We start from the raw sequence: 18,341 nt of genomic DNA, 5'->3' as shown, positions 1-18,341 counted from the left end.
CTTAGGCAATCTGGTTGTTTGGCAGTTGCTCTTGAAAGTCGCATGATGAAGACCAACGCTATTGAGTAGACAGTGGTCGCAGCAAGTATCGAAGATTGCTGTCATGCCACGGGTTATCACCGCAATCAGGAGCAAACAGTATGTCACTGCAATTGGGCGACACCGCACCCGACTTTACCCAACAAAGCACCGAAGGCGAGATCCATTTCCACGACTGGATCGGCGATAGCTGGGCGATTCTGTTTTCTCACCCGGCTGACTTCACGCCGGTTTGCTCCACCGAACTAGGGCAGGTTGCCCATCTCAAGCCTGAATGGGACAAGCGCAACACCAAGCCGATTGGGTTGTCAGTAGACGGGCTTAGCGATCACGAAAAATGGGACGCTGACATCAAGGACATTTCGGGCACTAATCTTAACTTCCCGCTGCTGGCTGACGCTGACCGTAAAGTTTCCGAACTGTACGATCTAATTCATCCGAACGCTGATGCCACTGCGACTGTGCGCTCGGTATTTTTCATTGATCCGAACAAGAAAATTCGCGCATCCATCACTTACCCGCCCAGCGCTGGACGCAATTTCAAGGAAATTCTGCGCGTCCTCGATAGTCTGCAGCTCACCGATAAGGAAAAAGTCACTACGCCGGTCGATTGGACGCCGGGCGAACGTGTCATTATCGCGCCGTCAGTGAGCAACGAAGATGCGGAAAAATTATTCCCACAGGGTTGGGAAGAGAAGAAGTCTTACCTGCGCCTGGTAGCGCTTGATAAGAAATAGCGGCTAATGCATGCGTAGGCGATTGCCAAGCCTACGTTTAGCCACGCTAAATCGCCCGATGTAGTCAATGGCTGCATCGGGCGTTTTGCGTTGTGCGTCCAGCGATTATGAAGAAGACGATGATAATTTGCGGGTAGCAGGGGACAGCACCGCCGCGATAATCAGTAGCGCAAGCACGATCATCAGCGCATCGCGCAACCCGTGATTCTCACCGACAAAGCCGAGTAGTGGCGGCCCGGCCAGAAAGGCCAAATAGCCCACCAATGCGACAAAACTCACCCTTTTATCGGCATGTGCGCCTGAATCACCTGCGGCCGAGATAGTGAGCGGGAAGCCAAGTGAAGCGCCGAGTCCCCAGAAAATGACGGAGAGTCCGGCCCACAGGCTACTATCGGAGAACACCGCTAGGCCGATGCCGAAGGCGCAAGACAGCGCGCTGAAGAAAATTACCTTGCCACGCCCGCTGCGCGCGACGATGCCATTGCCGACAAACCTCCCAAGCGTCATACCCGCGGCAAATCCGGTGAAAATCAGCGAGCTCATGGCGGCATCGACGCCGTGTCCATCGACCATCAACAGCGGCAACCAATCGTTGGCGGAGCCTTCTGCCATTGCCATGGCGAGACACACAATGCCGATCAGCCACAGGCGCGGGTCTTTCCACACCTGCGCGGCTTGCGAACCGTGCTCGCTGGTGTCGGTGGTGGTGTGGCGTTCGCCGTAATTCAGCGGCAGCGCCGGAATGGCCTTGATGATGGCCAGCAACATGATGATGGCCGTTAGTATGAAATGCGCAGCAGGGGGGAAGTTGATGGCGGCAAGGCCAATGCCTATCACACCGCCGAAGAGGGTACCTGCGCTGAAAAAACCATGCAGCATGGGCAGCACTGGTGTTGCCAGGGTGCGCTCGGCAGCGGCGCCTTCAATATTGATGGCGATTTCTGGCGCTCCCATGCCAAAGCCCATCATGAAGAGCCCAATGGTGGTAACGCTTAGCGATTGACTCCAAGTGCCAAGCCCTACTACCCCCATACCAATGGCGAGTAATCCGACACCACCGCCAGCGACCCATCGCGTCGACATACGTGCGATAAGGAAATTCGCGCTAAGCAATCCACAAATGGCGCCGCTTGAGATGCCCACCATCAGCATGCCCATTTGCGAAAGCGAGACGCTTAACTGGTCGCGTACGGCAGGGGTGCGAGTCACCCAAGAGGCCACCGCCAAGCCTGTGCAAGAGAACAGTATGAACAGCGCATTACGGCATCGGCGTGCAGCGAGCATCTGATCGGCCACTGACTGATCGTGGGTGGGAGAGACAACCGTCATGGAAAACTCCAAACAAGGGATATCGGCTCGGTGTTGCGCCGAGGACCGATGACTAACCGTGCATCCTAGCGGGATATCAGGCACATGCCCACCTATTCCACCTCTTCCCTGACATGAAAAAGCCCACCGTTAAGGTGGGCTTGGTTCTTTCATCATACGAAAGATTAGTTACGCTAGCTTGGCGGCAAATCCGGCAACGTATTCGCCTTGGAAACGCGCTAGCGCTAGATCTTCATCAGCGGGCTGAAGGCTGCCGTCACCGCCGGCGATGGTGCTGGCACCATAAGGCGTGCCGCCCTTGACCTTGGAAATATCGAACTGCGATGGCTGACCATAGCCGATCGGCACAATCACCATGCCGTGGTGGGCAAGGCTGGTCCAGGTCGAGGTGATGGTCTGCTCTTGCCCGCCGCCCGTGCCGGTAGAGGTGAAGACGCTAGCCAGTTTGCCGCGCAGCGCGCCTTTTGCCCACAGGCCGCCGGTCTGATCGAGGAAGGTGCGGACCTGCCCCGACATACCACCGAAGCGAGTAGGCGTGCCAAGGATAATCGCATCGTACTCAGCGAGTTCTTCTGGCGTAGCGACCGGTGCAGCTTGCTCGGTTTTGCCGCCTGCCGCTGCGAACGCATCGGCTGCCATGGTTTCGGGAATACGTTTAACGGTAACGTCGGTGCCTGCAACCTTGCGTGCTCCTTCCGCGACCGCGTTGGCCATCGTTTCGATATGACCATACATTGAGTAATAGAGAACCAGCACTTTTGCCATGAGTATTTCTCCTAGTAAATGAAGGATGGCCAAGCGGCGTAGCGAAGGCTTGGCCAGTGGATGCATTTACTATGGGTGCGGTAGTGCTGAGAGTCTATGCAGGAATTCGCAAGAGTGTTTTGACCATCTCGACAAGGTGGTTAGCCGAAGGCAAGCGCCGCGCCGCTGAATATCAGTAGCAGCGCCCCCAACAGCAATCGATAAATCACGAAGGGCAGCATTCCCACCCGCTGAATAAGGGCCATGAACGCCTTGATGCAGAGAAGGCCGGCCACGAAGGAAACCAGCGCTCCCAGCAACATGGCATTCCAATCATGCTGTCCGCCTTCGCTCGCCATTTCGGTGCCTTTTAGGAGTGCGGCGGCGAGAATGGTGGGCACCGATAGCAGAAACGAGAAACGTGCGGCGGCGTCGCGCGAGAAATTCAGCATTAGGCCAGCACTCAACGTAATTCCCGAGCGTGAGGTGCCGGGAATCAACGCGAGTATTTGAGCCAAACCAATGGTGAGGGCCGACTTCCAGTTCATGTCCACCATAGTGCGCTGTCGAGTATCGCGACGATCAGCCCACCACAGCACCAGACCAAACACGATAGTGCTGGCGGCAATCACCAGAGTAGAGCGCAGATGTGGTTCCACCCAGTGTGACCAGGGCTCTCCAACCACCATAATAGGCAACGTAGCGATGATAATAGCCCACCCTAGGTGGCTTTCGCTGCTCGGTGCGCCTCCTGCGATGCGCCGACACCAGCCAACCGTAATAGCGGCAATATCGCGGTAGAAGAACAATAACACCGCCAATAAGGTGCCTATATGCACGGCCACGTCGAACGCGATGCCTTGATCGGGCCAGCCCATTAGGCGAGAGGGAAGAATAAGGTGCGCTGAAGAAGAGACCGGCAGAAATTCGGTCAGGCCCTGGATAATAGCCAAAGCGATTGTGTGTAGTACATCCATAGAGTGTGCGTAAAACCTAGCGTTTTTTTATCGGAGCAAGTGCTTAGCGTGAGTGGCATGCGCGTTTTCGTGCTGGCGTTCATGATAACGCCGCAATGATGCACTTCTAGTGTGACAAAAATATCACTGCGAATAAATTCGTAACGTATGCAGGTACGGCAGCGCATTCGGGCACGATATTTCGAGCATTAATGTACGAACTATCTCGCGGAGAGTTCCAGATTTTTTACGAATATCGTTATCTCTCCAATAAATTGTTGTTTTTTAATAACTAATATAAGTTAACTATTCGAAATTCTGAAATTACTGAAATGCCGCCGCTGTTCGTTGAGCCCCCCGGTGAATGATATATATTCCTAGTGGCTGCCTTGGCTCGATAAGCACAATTGCCAACGGGCAACGGTATGCACTCACTTAAAACCTGATGGTGTCATAGAACATTTCGAGGTTTCGCACATGAAAGAACTTACTCAAGTAGAACTGAAAGCAGTTGCAGGTGGTGCCAGCGAGTACGAAGCAGCGCCGCTTTCGTCCACTCCTAATGCTGCTGCTGGGTACGGCGGCCAAACCGTGGTAGTTGGCGGAGGTGACTTTGTTCTGCCCCCGCACACTTATGATCCCAACGATGGCTACCGTCCCAAAACTTTCCCGCCTGTCGAAGAGCGTTAAGCTCAACTCGTAGGGAAGGTTGACCGGTAAGCGTGTAATAGCGTTTACCGGTTTTTTGTCTTTACTGGCACCGATAAACAGGACGTTGGGAAAAAGTGCTGTTCGCTAGCGAATACTTCCAGCCATATCGCTATGCTCACGCAGGAGTTCTTCAGCCTCTTCAGCGCTGGACGCGGTGGGTGTAGAGCCTTGCAGCGGTCTGCGGGCGCTTTCCAGGGTATACATCACCGTTACACCACATACGGCAGCCGCCAGTGACAGATAAAAGGCTGGCATATAAAGATTGTGTGTTGTTTGTGTCAGCCAGGTAGTTAACAGCGGCGCAGTACCGCCGAACAGGCTAGTGGAAATGTTGTAACAAATAGCCAAGGCACCGTAGCGAATACGGGTAGGAAAAAGCGCAGGAAGCGCTGAAGGCATGGTGCCCAGAAAACAGTTAAGCAAAAGCCCCAACACCAGGATGCCAGCAAAGGTTGCTGCCATATTGTTCATTTGAATCAACATGAAACACGGGACCGCAGCGATAACAAAACCGCTGCAGCCAACCAGAATAATCGGCCGCCGACCCACTCTATCGCTTAGCGTACCTACCAACGGCTGCACTGCCATCATGATCAGCATAACGATCAGAATCAGCACCAGACTTTGGTTGGCGTTATAACCAAGTTCAGCACTGAGATAGCTGGGAAGATAAGAAAGAATGATGTAATCGCTAACGTTAAGCGCAAATACTAGCCCGATGCAGATTATCCCTGCCTTCCAGGAGCCGCTTATCATGCTCTTGAATTCGCGGCGTAAAGGCTCGTTGGCATGCTGCTGTTGGTGATGCTTGAATGCCGGCGTATCCTCAAGCCGCATGCGAAGGTACAGCCCTATGATGCCAAGCGGTCCTGCAATAAAGAAGGGTATGCGCCACCCCCAGGCCAGCATTTGCTCGTCTGTTAGCACGAGCGTGAAGCTTGTCACAATGACCGCGGCCAGCACGAATCCGCCCAAAGTGCCAAACTCCAACCAGCTTCCCATCAAGCCTCGTTTGCGGTCAGGAGAATACTCCGCAATAAACGTGGCAGCACCTCCATATTCTCCCCCGGTCGAGAAGCCTTGCACCATGCGCGCGACCAATAAAAGTACTGGTGACCAGACGCCGATAGTGGCGTAACTCGGAATCAGGCCAATACAGAAGGTACTAATAGCCATCAGTATCATGGTGGCCGCCAGTACTCTCTGCCGTCCGACATGATCCCCCAGTGGGCCAAAGAACAGCCCGCCCAGTGGACGCATGATGAATGCCACCGCGAAGGCTGCAAAGGTGGCGAGCAACTGGGCCGAACTGCTGCTATCCGGGAAAAATACCTTGCCAAGGGTTACCGCGAGATAGCTATAGATACCAAAATCGAACCACTCCATGGCATTGCCCAGAGAGGCAGCGCCTACGGCTCTTTTGAGTATCGCTGGCTCGACGACCTTGATATCGCTTAGTCGCAGTTCGCGATCATCAGCGTTGGGCTGCTGCCCAACGGTGGAAGAAGCATTCATTGCTGTACCTCGATTTATTGTTGTTGAGGAAAGGGCTTTGGAACGATCCGTACTTTCACAGCACCGGAGAGTCGAGTGGCGAGTGCGATAGACGTTTTAGAGCAAACAAGGCGATGGCGGTGTCTTGCACACCGGTGCCCGTCAAATCGCATACGGTAATATCTGCGGCAGCGTGTCTGCCTGTTTCACTACCGTTAACAATGCTGCCAAGCTCAATGGGCGGGTGCTGGAGTCGCGGTTGAGTGATTCCTCTCAGTTCTCCGCTACTGGTACTTTGGCTAAGGCTGTCGATGACCACGCAATCAGCATGGTGTAGAACATCTGCATCAAGCTCTTTTTTGAAAGAGCTATCCGAACCCATTGCCGTGACATGCACGCCGCGTGGCAGAAAATCTCTGTACAGCAAGGGCTGCCGCGATGGAGTTGCGGTAACAATGACGTCAGCGTCCACACAGGCAGTAGCGATATCTTCGTGGGCCTTGGCCTGAATCCCAAAGCGTTTGCTTAAGTGGTGGGCGAAGTGCTGCGCTTTATCGTAAGCTCTGGCCCATATAGCGACCTGGTCGATCGGGCGTACCAGGCGCAATGCTTCCAGCTGTAGTTCGGCCTGACGACCAGCACCTAGCAGCGTTACTCGGTGACTATCGCTGCGCGCCAGGCAGCGCGATGCAATCGCGCCCGCCAACGCAGTGCGAATCTCGGTAAGGTATCCCTCGTCGGCGAGAATCGCCTCGACCTCGCCCGTTTCGGTAGAAAGCACCAGCATTAGCCCATTGCCACTTGGTAGCCCTTTGGCCGGATTATCAAAGAATCCGCTGCTGATCTTGATCGCGAAAGAGGCAGCCCCCTTGATGCAAGCAGTCTTGATATCCACTTCACCATTGGATGCTGCGATCTCCAACGACAGAATGGGAGGCTGAATGACGTTTCCTCGTCCAAGGGCCGCGAAACCCTCTTCCACGGCTTCCAGTGCTGCATGATCGAGAGATACTGCATTCGCGATGGCGCTGCGATGGTAAAGCTGCATGAACGTTGTACTCCATGGTCAGGCGTTGTCTGTATGGGAGATATAGTGCGTGGCACTGTTCACATATTCTTTATATGTTCCGATGCAGGTCTTAACGCTTCTCCCGCGCGCTATGTGGCGGGTGGCACGTCAGTGATTGGTGGCTGCATAAAGCCTTGTGATAACGGCGGGATCGACATTGTTGCCTGAAATGACCAAGGCCACCCGCTTGCCCTGGATATCGAAGGCATGTTCCTCCAACGCCGCAGCACCTACGGCGGCGGCACCTTCCACAAGCATTTTGTCATCCTTGAAAAGCGCCAACATGGCACTGCCGATGGCGTTCTCCGATACTTGACAGTAATCATCCATGACGCTGTGAACCAGCCGTAGGGTATGGCGGTTATCCATCCCAATGCCGCCTCCCAAGGAGTCTGCCAGCGTTGCACCTTCGGTCACTTCAACCGGTCGCCCTGCCTCCAGGCTTGCAATCATGGCGGCACCTTCCAGTGGCGAAACGCCGGTAATCCGACAATGTGGATTGATCGCCTTGATTGCAGATCCAATGCCGCCCAGCAGGCCACCGCCGGATAAACCGATGAACACGTGATCGAGGTCAGGGGCATCTTCCATTAGCTCTAGGCCAATGGTGCCTTGACCTGCAATCACGTAGGGGTCATCAAACGGTGGAATAAGCTGCATGCCGTCATCATGGGCAAGCCGCTGGGCTTCAATGAAGGCATCGTCTTGAGAATGGCCACATATTTTTACCTTGGCGCCCATGTTCTCAATGGCTGCGACCTTGTTAGGTGGCACCAGAGAAGAGAGGCAAATGGTCGCGTGGGTGCCCATCCTCTGCGCAGCCCATGCCACTGCTCGACCATGATTGCCGGTGGATGCGGTGGTCACGCCTTTTTCCAGCGTTGTTTGCGCGTGAGCCGTCATCCAGTTAAGCACCCCGCGGAGTTTGAAGGCTCCGGTGGGCTGAAGGTTCTCAAGCTTTAGCAGCACCTCGGCGTCGAAGCGGCGCGAAAGCGATATAGAGGGCACCAATGGTGTGCGCAACGCCAGATCCTTGATATGGCGAGCGGCTAGAAATATATCGTGAAGAGAGGAGGTGCTGGACATGGGTGAATCACCTTGCCGGGCTGGCATTATGGTTAGCTTCCCCGGCAGGCAGTCCATGCCAAAATATCAGGGAAGCGGTGGAGTGGCCTGTTTGATCGATTTTGTGACCACATAGGTGTAGTAGCGAGCAATGGCCAGATTGGCATCCAGCCACGTGTCGATAAGTTGTTGATAGCGCTCGATACTAAGAGTATCGACCCTGACCAGGTAATCGAGGCCACCGCCTACGGCGTGGCATTCGCTCACCTCTGCGCAATCCGCCATGGCCTGCTCGAAGCGCGAAAAGCTTTCTGTCTTGTGTTGCGAGAGTTCTATCTGTACCCATACCGATAGTCGTTTTTCCTGAGCGGCGCGGTTGATGCGCGCCCCGTAGCCTTCGATGATGCCGGCTTGTTCGAGCCGCTTGACGCGCTCCCAGCACGGGCTAACGGAAAGATTGATTTGCTCGGCCAGTTTTGACTTTGTAATGCGGCCATTGCGGCTCAGAATCTGTAAAATTTTCAGGTCGTAGTTATCCAGTTTCATGCTCTTTCCAGGCTGGCTACCTCATTGGCGATAACTACTATGGTATCACCCATGCCAACCTGAGCCGGAAACCGGCGTGCCATAACAATGCCCGCACTGCGGGCTCGGTACTCAACCGGTTCGGCACCGGTGCGGGTCATATCGTAGATACGTGCGGTGACTTGCCCTGCGTTAACGTGGTCTCCCAATGCCACGGTCAATTCAAGCAAGCCGCTGTGCTCGCTTTGCACGTAGCAATCGGAGGAAGGCATTTCGAGACAGATGGGGGGCTGCGCAGAGGCCAATGGCTCGCCCTCCAGGATGCCGCAATGAATCAGGAAGTTGGTTATCCCGCGCTCAGTAATTCCGACACTTAGGGGTGTTGATGTTCCGCCGCCGCCTAGTTCGGTGGTAACGAAGATCTTGCCCTGACGCTCGACCGCGCTGTCGTAAAGTCGAGTGGCATCCAACTCCACCATCTTCAGTACGTAGGGTGCCGAAAAATTCAGCGCGGCAGCCAAACAAGCGCGCTCCTGAAGCTCGTTATCAAGCCCGTGAAACGCCGCAAAAGGGAGAATATCGAGCGTTTTCCCACCTGAGTGGCAGTCGAGGGCATAGTCACATTTGGGAATCAGCACACGATTGATGTAATCGGCAATCTGTTCGGTGACGCTGCCATCGGGGTTGCCCGGAAATGAGCGGTTGAGATTGCCCTTGTCGATAGGTGACGTGCGCTGTCCTGCCATGGCAGCAGGGAGATTGGCCATCGGAACAATGATGACGCGTCCCTCTACTTGTTCAGGTTGGAGAGCGTTGGCCAGTTTATGCAGCGCGGTAATTCCTTCGTATTCATCACCGTGAATGCCTGCGGTCAGCAGTGCAGTAGGCCCTTCTCCACGGGCGACCACAGTGATTGGAATCATCAGCGCGCCCCACGCTGATTCATCCACCGATACCGGTAACTTCAGAAAGCCGTGCTGAATACCTTCGGCACTGAAATCAACGGTGGCAGTAATCGAGCTGGGACGCGGCCAGGAAGTGCTTGTCATGGTCATGCTCCTGTTCCGCATCAGCATTTGGTAAAAAGCTTGCGGGGGAGCTGGCAAAGCGTCTCTACGCCAGACTCGGTAATAAGGATGGTTTCAGTCATCTCGAGCCCCCAATTGTCTAGCCATAGGCCGGGCATAAAATGGAAGGTCATGCCTGGCTCGAGTAGCGTGTCGTCCGATGCTCTCAAGCTCATGGTGCGCTCGCCCCAGTCAGGGGGGTAGCTGATCCCGATGGGGTAACCGCAGCGTGCTCCGCCGCGATCGATGCCATGTTGCAACATCACGCTGTCCAGCGCGGCAGCGATATCACCGCAGCGGTTGCCGGGTTTGGCTTGTTCGAGACCTTTTTCAAGTCCTTCGATCAGCGCCGCCTCTCCGCGTTGGAAATGTTCAGGAGGGCGGCCAAGGAAGATGGTGCGAGAAAGCGGTGCATGGTAGCGGCGGTAGCAGCCGGCAATTTCAAAGAACGTGCCCTGATTGGCCTCCAATGGGCTGTCATCCCAGGTAAGGTGAGGGGCGGCCGCATCAGTACCGGTGGGCAGTAGCGGTACGATAGCGGGGTAATCGCCGCCATACTGGCGACCGTCATCATCGGTCCAGCCTTCGATGATCGTACGATAGATATCAGCGACCAGGTGGCTTTTGGGCATTCCGGGCTCTATCAGCTCGAAGATCCGGTGATGGGCACGTTCTACAATGCCCGCAGCGACCCGCATATAGGCGATTTCCTGCGGTGACTTTATGGCCCGGCACCAGTTGACCAGACCGGTCGCGTCGATCAGCTGGATTCCCTTGGCGTGACGTGCGATTTCTGTGTACGCCTTGGCCGAGAAATAGTAGTTATCCATCTCGACGCCCAGCCGCCCCTGCGTTATTCCGTACTTTGGGAAAATACGCGTTGCCACATGCTCCATTGGGTGATGGAGCGGGTTTTGCACCAAGGTTTCCGGGTAGCTTTTGATGCGCTTAGCCGACATCCAGCAAGTGCGCAGAGCCCCTTGGGCATCCTGGTGGCGCCCAAACCATATCGGATCGTTGTGTAAGGAAAGAATAACGCCTTGGTGCACGTAAAAGGACCAGCCATCGTATCCGGTGAGCCACGCCATATTGGACGGATCTGTCACCAGTAGGTGATCGAGGCCAAGCGTGGTCATTGATTCACGCACTTTGGCGAGACGCTGCTGATATTCCGCATGCGAAAACGGAAGCACTCGCTTGCTCATAGTTGACCTGCTTATTGCTGACGGCATTGATTGTTGCGCTTCCTGGAGCTCTTCCACAGCTGGCTCGAGGCGACGCGATCTTGTTGTTCCATCAGAGCCACCGGTGATTCGCTAATCGGCGGCTACGCAATTGATAATAAGTTTATAAAATTCACGCTGACCAGTGCCTTTGGCGCACCACAGAAAAAATGTCGATATTTGACGCTTTTTCAGAAAAAAACAGTGCTCGTCACGGCAACAGCGAAAACACTTGTAAGCTTCTGCCCCCCTAAGATGGAGATCACAATATCAATGAAGGGAGTGGGCACATGGCACAGAGCGGAAAATCCACCAGCATGATTTGGGCGGGCGAAGACGGGTTTTTCTCCGAAGGCGCCATTACGGCCCCCATCTACAATTCAGTGGCGTTTGGCTACGAGGATATGCACCAATGGTTCGAAACCGCGCTGGGGAAGCGCCAGGGCCACATCTATTCGCGAAATACCAATCCCACGGTGGCGGTGCTGGAAGAGAAGATTCGGCAGCTCGATGGCGGTGAAAAGGCAACCAGTTTCTCGACCGGAATGGCGGCGATCAGTAACAGCCTGTTCGCATTGCTGACACCCGGACAACGCGTGGTAGCGATCAAGGATACTTACGGTGGCTCGAATCGTATGTTTATCGAGTTTCTACCACGTATTGGTGTAGAAGTAGCACTGTGTGACACCACCGATTTCGATGCAATAGAGGCAGAGGTGGTGAAGGGATGTGACCTTCTTTATCTCGAATCACCGACCAACCCAACGCTGAAAGTTGTCGATATCGAGCGTCTCGCCAACACAGCACATGCCCATCAGGCCACGGTCATTGTTGATAATACTTTCGCGACTCCGATCAACCAGCGTCCACTATCGCTAGGGGCCGATCTGGTCGTCTATAGCGCTACCAAATATCTTAATGGCCACTCGGATGTGATGGGGGGGCTCGCTGTAGGTAACGCTGATTTGATCGATCGTATTTACCACTATCGGGAAATTACCGGGGCTGCACTGCATCCGCAGTCTGCCTATATGATTATGCGGGGCATGAAAACGTTGGCACTGCGCATCGCTCGCCATAATGAAAATGGTCAAGCGGTGGCCGCATATCTGGCAAGCCACTCCAAGATAGAAGCGGTATTTTATCCTGGTTTGGCGGACCATCCGAATCACGCTATTGCCAGGCAGCAAATGGATGGCTACGGCGGCATGCTCAGTTTCGCAGTGAAAGGTGGCTTCGATGCAGCCGTGACTGTACTTGAGTCGCTCAAGCTTGCTCACAAGGCAGCCAGCCTGGGATCTGTCGGTACTTTGGCGGGGCCGCCCAAAACCACCAGCCACGTCGAACTGAGCGTCGAGGAGCGTGCTGCGGCAGGTATAGCTGAAGGGCTCATTCGCTATTCGTGCGGTATCGAAGACACCGACGATTTGCTTCAGGATCTTGAGCAGGCGCTGGCGAACGTGGCGCTATAGCGGCAGCACTCCGACCAATGGCGAGTAGCGAGGCGTAGTGCACGGGCCCATGCTGGGGGAACGCGAATTACGCGCTACACTGGATATGTACTTCTTACAGCCGTCTGAAAAGGAATGATCATGGGGCCACACAAGATTATTTATCTGGTTGCAGCCATTGTCATTGTCGGGGTGATTGGCTTCTTTATCTTTCACTCCAGCAGTACGCCCGTGAACGAACAGCCAACCCAGCAGCGCTCTCAGGATGTAAAAGAGGGTAATTTTCAGTAGTACGTTAGTCTCTCCAACACACCGGCCTTCCTGAGGGAAGGCTCTGATCTCCGGTAACGTCCTTCCCCTGACCCTCTTCCGTTTGTCCCACAGGGCATTGGTAGCGGTGCACCGCACTGCGGTGAATTGGCGTGCACGCCTGCGGGCCGAAGCGGCAGTGCTTCTCAGCGTTGCCACCCCAGCCAATCATCGTGGGCTGACGCGATGGCCCGGTGTGCGCACTGAGTAAGCAAACTCGGCAATGCCACTGCCATGCTGAGGGCATCGTGGCTTGCCGTGAATCCAAGCATCCGTAAGGGGGATACCGCTATTCATGCGCGGACGGCCATCCACGAAAACGCCCCGCAGGCGGAGGCTATCCATCCTGCGGGGCGTCGATGGCGAACAGTGGTGTTCACCAGGCCAGCTATTGCGCTTAGTTGCGACCGGAGCGGGCGCGCTTACGCTCGTTTTCGGTCAGGTACTTCTTGCGCAAACGAATGTGCTCGGGCGTTACTTCTACCAGCTCGTCGTCATCGAGGAATTCGATGGCCTGTTCGAGGGTAAAGCGTACCGGCGGTGTCAGTACCAGCGCTTCGTCAGCACCAGCGGAACGCATGTTATCGAGCTTTTTCGCCTTGGTGGGGTTAACCACCATGTCTTCTGCACGGTTGTTAATACCGATCAGCATACCTTCATACACTTCGGTGCCGTGATCGACCAGCAGTTTGCCGCGGTCCTGCAGCGTGTAAAGTGCGTAGGCCAGCGCTTTACCAGTCGCCATCGACACCAATACGCCGTTACGACGCTTGATGGTGGCTTCAGGACGCAGCGGACCATAGTGGTCGAAACGGCTGGTCAGAATACCGGTACCCGATGTCATGGTCAGGAACTGACCGCGGAAGCCGATCAAACCGCGCGCAGGAATCAGGAAGTCCAGACGGATACGGCCTTTGCCGTCGGGAAGCATGTTGGTCATTTCGCCCTTGCGATAGCCCAGCTCTTCCATGATGGCGCCCTGGTGCTCTTCTTCGCAGTCGATGATGACTTCTTCGTAGGGCTCCTGCTGTTCGCCGTCGATCTCGCGGATGATCACTTCGGGGCGACCCACCGCCAACTCGTAGCCCTCGCGACGCATCGACTCGATCAGTACCGATAGGTGCAGCTCACCACGGCCTGAGACGCGGAATTTCTCGGCAGTGTCGCCTTGCTCAACACGCAGCGCCACGTTGTGGATCAGCTCTTCGTCGAGACGATCCTTGATGTTGCGGCTGGTAACGTACTTGCCTTCACGACCAGAGAAGGGCGAGTCGTTGACCTGGAAGGTCATTGAGATGGTTGGCTGGTCAATCGTCAGCGTTGGCAGCTTCTCGACCGCGGAGGGATCACACAGGGTGTCGGAAATCGCCAGATTGTCGATACCGGTAATCGAGATGATGTCGCCAGCGGTAGCCTCTTCAGCCTGCACGCGTTCAAGACCGAGATAGGTCATTACCTGACCGATCTTGCCGCGACGTTCGTTGCCGTCACGGTCAACCACGGTAACCTGCTGGCCGGTGCGCACTGCGCCGCGCTTGATACGGCCCACGCCGATAACGCCAACATAGCTGTTGTAGTCGAGCGCCGAGATTTGCATCTGGAAGGGCTCGTCGATCTGCACCTTGGGCGGCTCAACAATGTCGACGATCGACTGGAACATGTAGCTCATGTCGTCGCCGAGATTGTCGGGCTCGGGGCCGGCGATGCCGTTCAGGGCAGACGCATAGATGATCGGGAAGTCGAGCTGTTCATCGCTGGCGCCCAGGTTGTCGAACAGATCGAAAATCTGATCGATAACCCAGTCGGGACGAGCGCCGGGACGGTCAACCTTGTTGACTACCACAATCGGCTTGAGGCCCAGATCGAAGGCTTTCTGGGTAACGAAGCGGGTTTGCGGCATCGGGCCGTCAACCGCGTCGACCAGCAGCAGCACCGAATCGACCATCGACATCACGCGCTCTACCTCGCCACCGAAGTCGGCGTGCCCAGGAGTGTCGATGATGTTGATGTGGTATTCGTTCCAGCGAATCGCCGTGTTTTTCGCAAGAATGGTAATACCGCGCTCACGTTCCTGATCGTTGGAGTCCATGATGCGCTCCTGACCTTCGTTACGACGGTCAAGGGTGCCGGACTGCTGCAGGAGTTTATCGACCAGGGTCGTTTTGCCGTGGTCAACGTGCGCGATAATAGCGATGTTGCGGATATGTGCGATCCGCGGATCAAGCGTTTGCTCTGTCATTAAATAAAGGTCCGTAGTCTGCTTGTCGCCTGCCTGCACAAGCTGAGTGTTTTCCTGGCAGCAAGGCGGTAGCGGCGCGACAGGGTGCGTGCTTAAGGTAGCGCCGGGACTTGAGGCAGGTGACCGCGCATTCCACTGGCCTTGTTAACGGCACCGCTTTCAAAAAACGGCACGCGAAAAATGCGCGATGGGTATCAGGCCGGGCATTGTACCCGCAAGCAGCGCCAGCGCCTAGACTCTGAGCAAAAGTGCTCGGCATAAAGGCGATTGTCGGCGGCTAATATTGCGCGATGATGAAAGACGTTTCGCCGAACCACGATGCGCGCCATTTGGGTGCAATGATTCATGTTGGTGCAGAAAAGAGTAGCCTCAGGCATCTTAATTGAGCATGAATTGATCAAATGGAAAGCTTTCACTGTATGGCATCTGCCGTTCGACCATTGATAATGGACGAGAATCAGAAGGTTATATTTCTGTGCGGCGGCTTCGCATCATTTTGGCACGCTCCATGCATCATATTGGGTAGTTGAGGACACTGTGCCATGCTGTGGCAGTCCGCTTAATTCCTGTGGCTGTGCTTTTGGAGAGAAAAATGTCAGATAAGACGCTTGCCCTGATTGAAGAACATGACGTCAAGTGGGTTGACCTGCGCTTCACCGATACCAAGGGCAAGGAGCAGCATGTATCCATTCCTGCTCGCGACGTAGACGAAGAGTTCTTTGAAAATGGCCAGATGTTCGATGGTTCTTCCATCGCTGGCTGGAAGGGCATTAATGAATCCGACATGATTCTGCTGCCTGAAGATGGCACCGCCTACCTCGATCCCTTCACTGAAGACGCCACGCTGGTACTGCGCTGCGATATCATCGAGCCGGCTACCATGCAGGGCTACGAGCGCGACCCGCGCTCCATCGCTAAACGCGCCGAAGCCTATTTGCAGCAGACCGGGCTGGGCGACACCGCCTTCTTTGGTCCCGAGCCCGAGTTCTTCGTATTCGACCAGGTACATTTCAAAAACTCGATGAACGAAGTGTCGTTCAAGGTCTCTTCTGAAGAAGGCGCCTGGGAAACCGACGGCAACTTCGAAGGCGGCAACATGGGGCACCGTCCGCGTGTCAAAGGCGGTTATTTCCCCGTGCCGCCGGTTGATTCGCTTCACGACCTGCGCGCCACCATGGCCAACACACTCGAAGCAATCGGTCAGCGCGTCGAAGTACATCACCACGAAGTAGCCAACGCTGGTCAGTGCGAAATCGGCGTAGCGTTCAATACGCTGGTGAAAAAAGCCGACGAAGTGCAGTCGATGAAATACGTTATTCACAACGTAGCGCATGCCTTCGGCAAAACCGCCACCTTTATGCCTAAGCCAATGGCGGGCGATAACGGTTCGGGCATGCACGTGCACCAGTCGTTCTGGAAAGACGGCAACAACATGTTTGCCGGTGACGAGTACGCTGGCCTGTCTGAAACGGCGCTTTACTACATCGGCGGCGTTATCAAGCATGCGCGCGCGCTGAATGCTTTCACCAACGCCTCGACCAACTCCTACAAGCGTCTGGTGCCTGGTTTCGAAGCGCCGGTCATGCTGGCGTACAGCGCCCGCAACCGTTCGGCTTCACTGCGTATTCCGTACACGTCCAGCCCGAAAGCAAAACGTGTCGAAACACGCTTCCCTGATCCGACCGCTAACCCTTATCTGGCCTTCTCGGCACTGCTGATGGCGGGCATCGACGGTATCAAGAACAAGATCCATCCCGGCGATGCGCTGGACAAAAACCTCTACGATCTGCCGCCCGAAGAAGCGAGCCAGGTCCCGACCGTTGCAGCAAGTCTCGAGGAAGCACTCGAAGCGCTCAATGCTGACCGTGCGTTCCTGACCGCTGGTGAAGTATTCACCGATTCCATGATCGATGCCTACATCGCCTTGAAAGAGGAAGAAGTGGCAGCGGTGCGCATGGTGCCGAGCCCGGTCGAGTACGAGCTTTACTACAGCATTTAACGTGGCAAGCGCCGGCGGAGGGCAGTTTTTCCGTCGGTCGTGGCCGTTAAACGTTGTCAAATAAACCCCGTCGCCCTCGTTTGGCTGGCGGGGTTTGTTCTTTTATATGAGAAGACTATAGTTGGGATGCACTCTTTTGGTGCATTGGCGGGCTCGGCCAGTGCGTGTCGTGCACACCCACGGGGCCATGATCGCTAGCGGCGCAGATTGGCGCGCTTTTTGCAGAGGATAGATATGACTTCAGCGTTTTGGATATCCGCATGGTAGAAGGTTTCTTCCCCCGCTTGCTCGAGCATCTCACCACGGCGGTGGTGCTGCTGGACGAAGAGCTGCGTGTGCGTTGGATGAATCCGGCGGCTGAAGCGCTAACCGGGCTGAGCTTTGCTCGCGTGGTAAACACTCGACTTGAGTGCCTGACAGGCCACGACGGGCAGGTAGGCAAAGTGTTGCGCAAGGCGATTGATGATCAGCACCCCTTCACGCAGCGTGAGGCAGCGCTAACGTTGGCGTCGGGTGATGAGATTACCGTCGATTACACCGCCACGCCACTGTCGAGCCATGAGCTGTTGATCGAGCTCGATCCGATTGACCTGCTGCTGCGTATCGCGCGCGAAGAAGCGCTGTTGGCGCGTCAGGAAATGATCAAAGTGCTAACGCGGGGGCTCGCGCACGAAATCAAGAATCCGCTGGGGGGCATTCGCGGAGCAGCGCAGCTATTGGAGCGCGATTTGCCTGATCCTGAATTGACCGAGTTCACGCACATTATTGTTGAAGAAGCCGACCGCTTGCGTGATCTGGTCGACCGGATGCTAGGGCCAAATACCTTGCCGCGCCACGAGGCGGTCAATATTCATGAAGTGTTGGGGCGCGTTGAGCGGCTGCTGCGCGCTGAAACCGACAGCGTGCGCGTGGTGCATGATTACGATCCCAGCCTGCCAGATGTGGCCGGTGACAGCGCTCAGCTGATTCAGGCCGTGCTGAACGTCGCACGCAATGCGGTGCAGGCGATGACCGAAAGCAACACCGAATCGCCTTGCCTGACCTTCAAAACGCGGGCAGGGCGTCGCTTCAACCCTGGCGCTGAACGTCATCGGCAGATGTGCGAGATCAGCATTATTGATAACGGCCCAGGCATTCCCGTGCAACTGCGCGAGTCACTGTTTTATCCAATGATTTCGGGGCGCGCCTCTGGTTCAGGGCTAGGGCTTTCAATTGCCCAGTCGATTTTGCATCAGCACCAGGGCTTGATCGAATGCGACAGCCGTCCCGGACGCACCGAGTTCAGGTTGGTGGTGCCTTGGGCACTTTCCCAACGCCGTATTACCACTACCGCTGGCGATAACCCGTAACGCCATATTGGCTGCCAGCAGCCTCACTGGAGCGG

The 18,341-nt window shown here is 55.5% G+C and carries 16 protein-coding genes; 6 read left to right on the top strand and 10 right to left on the bottom strand.

Going from position 1 to position 18,341, the window contains the following annotated elements:
• Positions 1-140 precede the first annotated feature (140 nt).
• A complete protein-coding gene (locus R84865_RS03660; protein ID WP_435638859.1) occupies positions 141-776 on the top strand; it encodes a peroxiredoxin in 636 nt (211 codons plus the stop codon).
• Positions 777-881: 105 nt separating this feature from the next.
• Here R84865_RS03660 and R84865_RS03655 read toward each other — a convergent pair whose 3' ends face one another.
• From R84865_RS03655 to R84865_RS03645, 3 genes are all read right to left on the bottom strand, one after another.
• On the bottom strand, positions 882-2,105 hold the full coding sequence (locus R84865_RS03655; RefSeq protein WP_435638858.1) for an MFS transporter: 1,224 nt from the start codon (positions 2,103-2,105) through the stop codon (positions 882-884).
• A 168-nt stretch (positions 2,106-2,273) separates the two neighbouring features.
• Positions 2,274-2,870, bottom strand: coding sequence for an NAD(P)H:quinone oxidoreductase (wrbA, locus tag R84865_RS03650; protein ID WP_435638857.1), 597 nt, complete (start codon positions 2,868-2,870; stop codon positions 2,274-2,276).
• A 140-nt stretch (positions 2,871-3,010) separates the two neighbouring features.
• Positions 3,011-3,826 (bottom strand): undecaprenyl-diphosphate phosphatase, encoded by an 816-nt coding sequence (locus R84865_RS03645; protein WP_435637815.1) that lies wholly within the window; start codon positions 3,824-3,826, stop codon positions 3,011-3,013.
• Between the two features lie 456 nt (positions 3,827-4,282).
• On the opposite strand from R84865_RS03645, the gene R84865_RS03640 reads away from it, so the two are divergent.
• On the top strand, positions 4,283-4,495 hold the full coding sequence (locus R84865_RS03640) for a hypothetical protein (RefSeq protein WP_435632802.1): 213 nt from the start codon (positions 4,283-4,285) through the stop codon (positions 4,493-4,495).
• Positions 4,496-4,600: 105 nt separating this feature from the next.
• On the opposite strand, the gene proP is transcribed toward R84865_RS03640, so the two are convergent.
• From proP to R84865_RS03610, 6 genes are all read right to left on the bottom strand, one after another.
• Positions 4,601-6,031 (bottom strand): glycine betaine/L-proline transporter ProP, encoded by a 1,431-nt coding sequence (gene proP, locus R84865_RS03635; RefSeq protein ID WP_435637816.1) that lies wholly within the window; start codon positions 6,029-6,031, stop codon positions 4,601-4,603.
• A 55-nt stretch (positions 6,032-6,086) separates the two neighbouring features.
• Positions 6,087-7,058, bottom strand: a complete 972-nt coding sequence (locus R84865_RS03630; protein WP_435638856.1) for a cyclodeaminase — start codon at positions 7,056-7,058, stop codon at positions 6,087-6,089.
• Between the two features lie 129 nt (positions 7,059-7,187).
• A complete protein-coding gene (eutB, locus tag R84865_RS03625; RefSeq protein WP_435637818.1) occupies positions 7,188-8,165 on the bottom strand; it encodes a hydroxyectoine utilization dehydratase EutB in 978 nt (325 codons plus the stop codon).
• 66 nt (positions 8,166-8,231) lie between these two features.
• Positions 8,232-8,690 (bottom strand): Lrp/AsnC family transcriptional regulator, encoded by a 459-nt coding sequence (locus R84865_RS03620; protein ID WP_435637819.1) that lies wholly within the window; start codon positions 8,688-8,690, stop codon positions 8,232-8,234.
• Positions 8,687-9,718, bottom strand: a complete 1,032-nt coding sequence (gene doeB, locus R84865_RS03615; RefSeq protein WP_435637820.1) for a N(2)-acetyl-L-2,4-diaminobutanoate deacetylase DoeB — start codon at positions 9,716-9,718, stop codon at positions 8,687-8,689. Before doeB ends, R84865_RS03620 begins: the two co-directional genes overlap by 4 nt.
• Positions 9,719-9,738: 20 nt before the next feature.
• The gene (locus R84865_RS03610) at positions 9,739-10,941 is read right to left on the bottom strand and encodes a M24 family metallopeptidase (RefSeq protein WP_435638855.1); all 1,203 of its coding nucleotides are present in this window, start codon (positions 10,939-10,941) and stop codon (positions 9,739-9,741) included.
• A gap of 308 nt (positions 10,942-11,249) precedes the next feature.
• Here R84865_RS03610 and R84865_RS03605 point away from each other — a divergent pair, with 308 nt between their 5' ends.
• Positions 11,250-12,431 (top strand): cystathionine gamma-synthase family protein, encoded by a 1,182-nt coding sequence (locus tag R84865_RS03605; RefSeq protein ID WP_435638854.1) that lies wholly within the window; start codon positions 11,250-11,252, stop codon positions 12,429-12,431.
• A gap of 120 nt (positions 12,432-12,551) precedes the next feature.
• Entirely contained in the window at positions 12,552-12,701 is a 150-nt protein-coding gene (locus R84865_RS03600; protein ID WP_435637823.1) for a hypothetical protein, read from the top strand.
• 415 nt (positions 12,702-13,116) lie between these two features.
• Here R84865_RS03600 and typA read toward each other — a convergent pair whose 3' ends face one another.
• Positions 13,117-14,958 carry a translational GTPase TypA gene (typA, locus tag R84865_RS03595; protein ID WP_435638853.1) on the bottom strand — a complete coding sequence of 614 codons (1,842 nt, stop codon included), beginning with the start codon at positions 14,956-14,958 and terminating at the stop codon, positions 13,117-13,119.
• A gap of 592 nt (positions 14,959-15,550) precedes the next feature.
• Here typA and glnA point away from each other — a divergent pair.
• Together glnA and glnL are read left to right on the top strand one after the other, a co-directional pair.
• Positions 15,551-16,957 carry a glutamate--ammonia ligase gene (glnA, locus tag R84865_RS03590; protein ID WP_435632800.1) on the top strand — a complete coding sequence of 469 codons (1,407 nt, stop codon included), beginning with the start codon at positions 15,551-15,553 and terminating at the stop codon, positions 16,955-16,957.
• Between the two features lie 260 nt (positions 16,958-17,217).
• Positions 17,218-18,306 carry a nitrogen regulation protein NR(II) gene (glnL, locus tag R84865_RS03585; protein ID WP_435632799.1) on the top strand — a complete coding sequence of 363 codons (1,089 nt, stop codon included), beginning with the start codon at positions 17,218-17,220 and terminating at the stop codon, positions 18,304-18,306.
• Positions 18,307-18,341 lie beyond the last annotated feature (35 nt).

The organism is Carnimonas bestiolae, assembly GCF_051251145.1.
Taxonomy (GTDB): Bacteria; Pseudomonadota; Gammaproteobacteria; order Pseudomonadales; family Halomonadaceae; genus Carnimonas; species Carnimonas bestiolae.
Note: the sequence above shows the minus strand (reverse complement) of the source record. Positions and strands in the feature narration are given on the sequence as shown.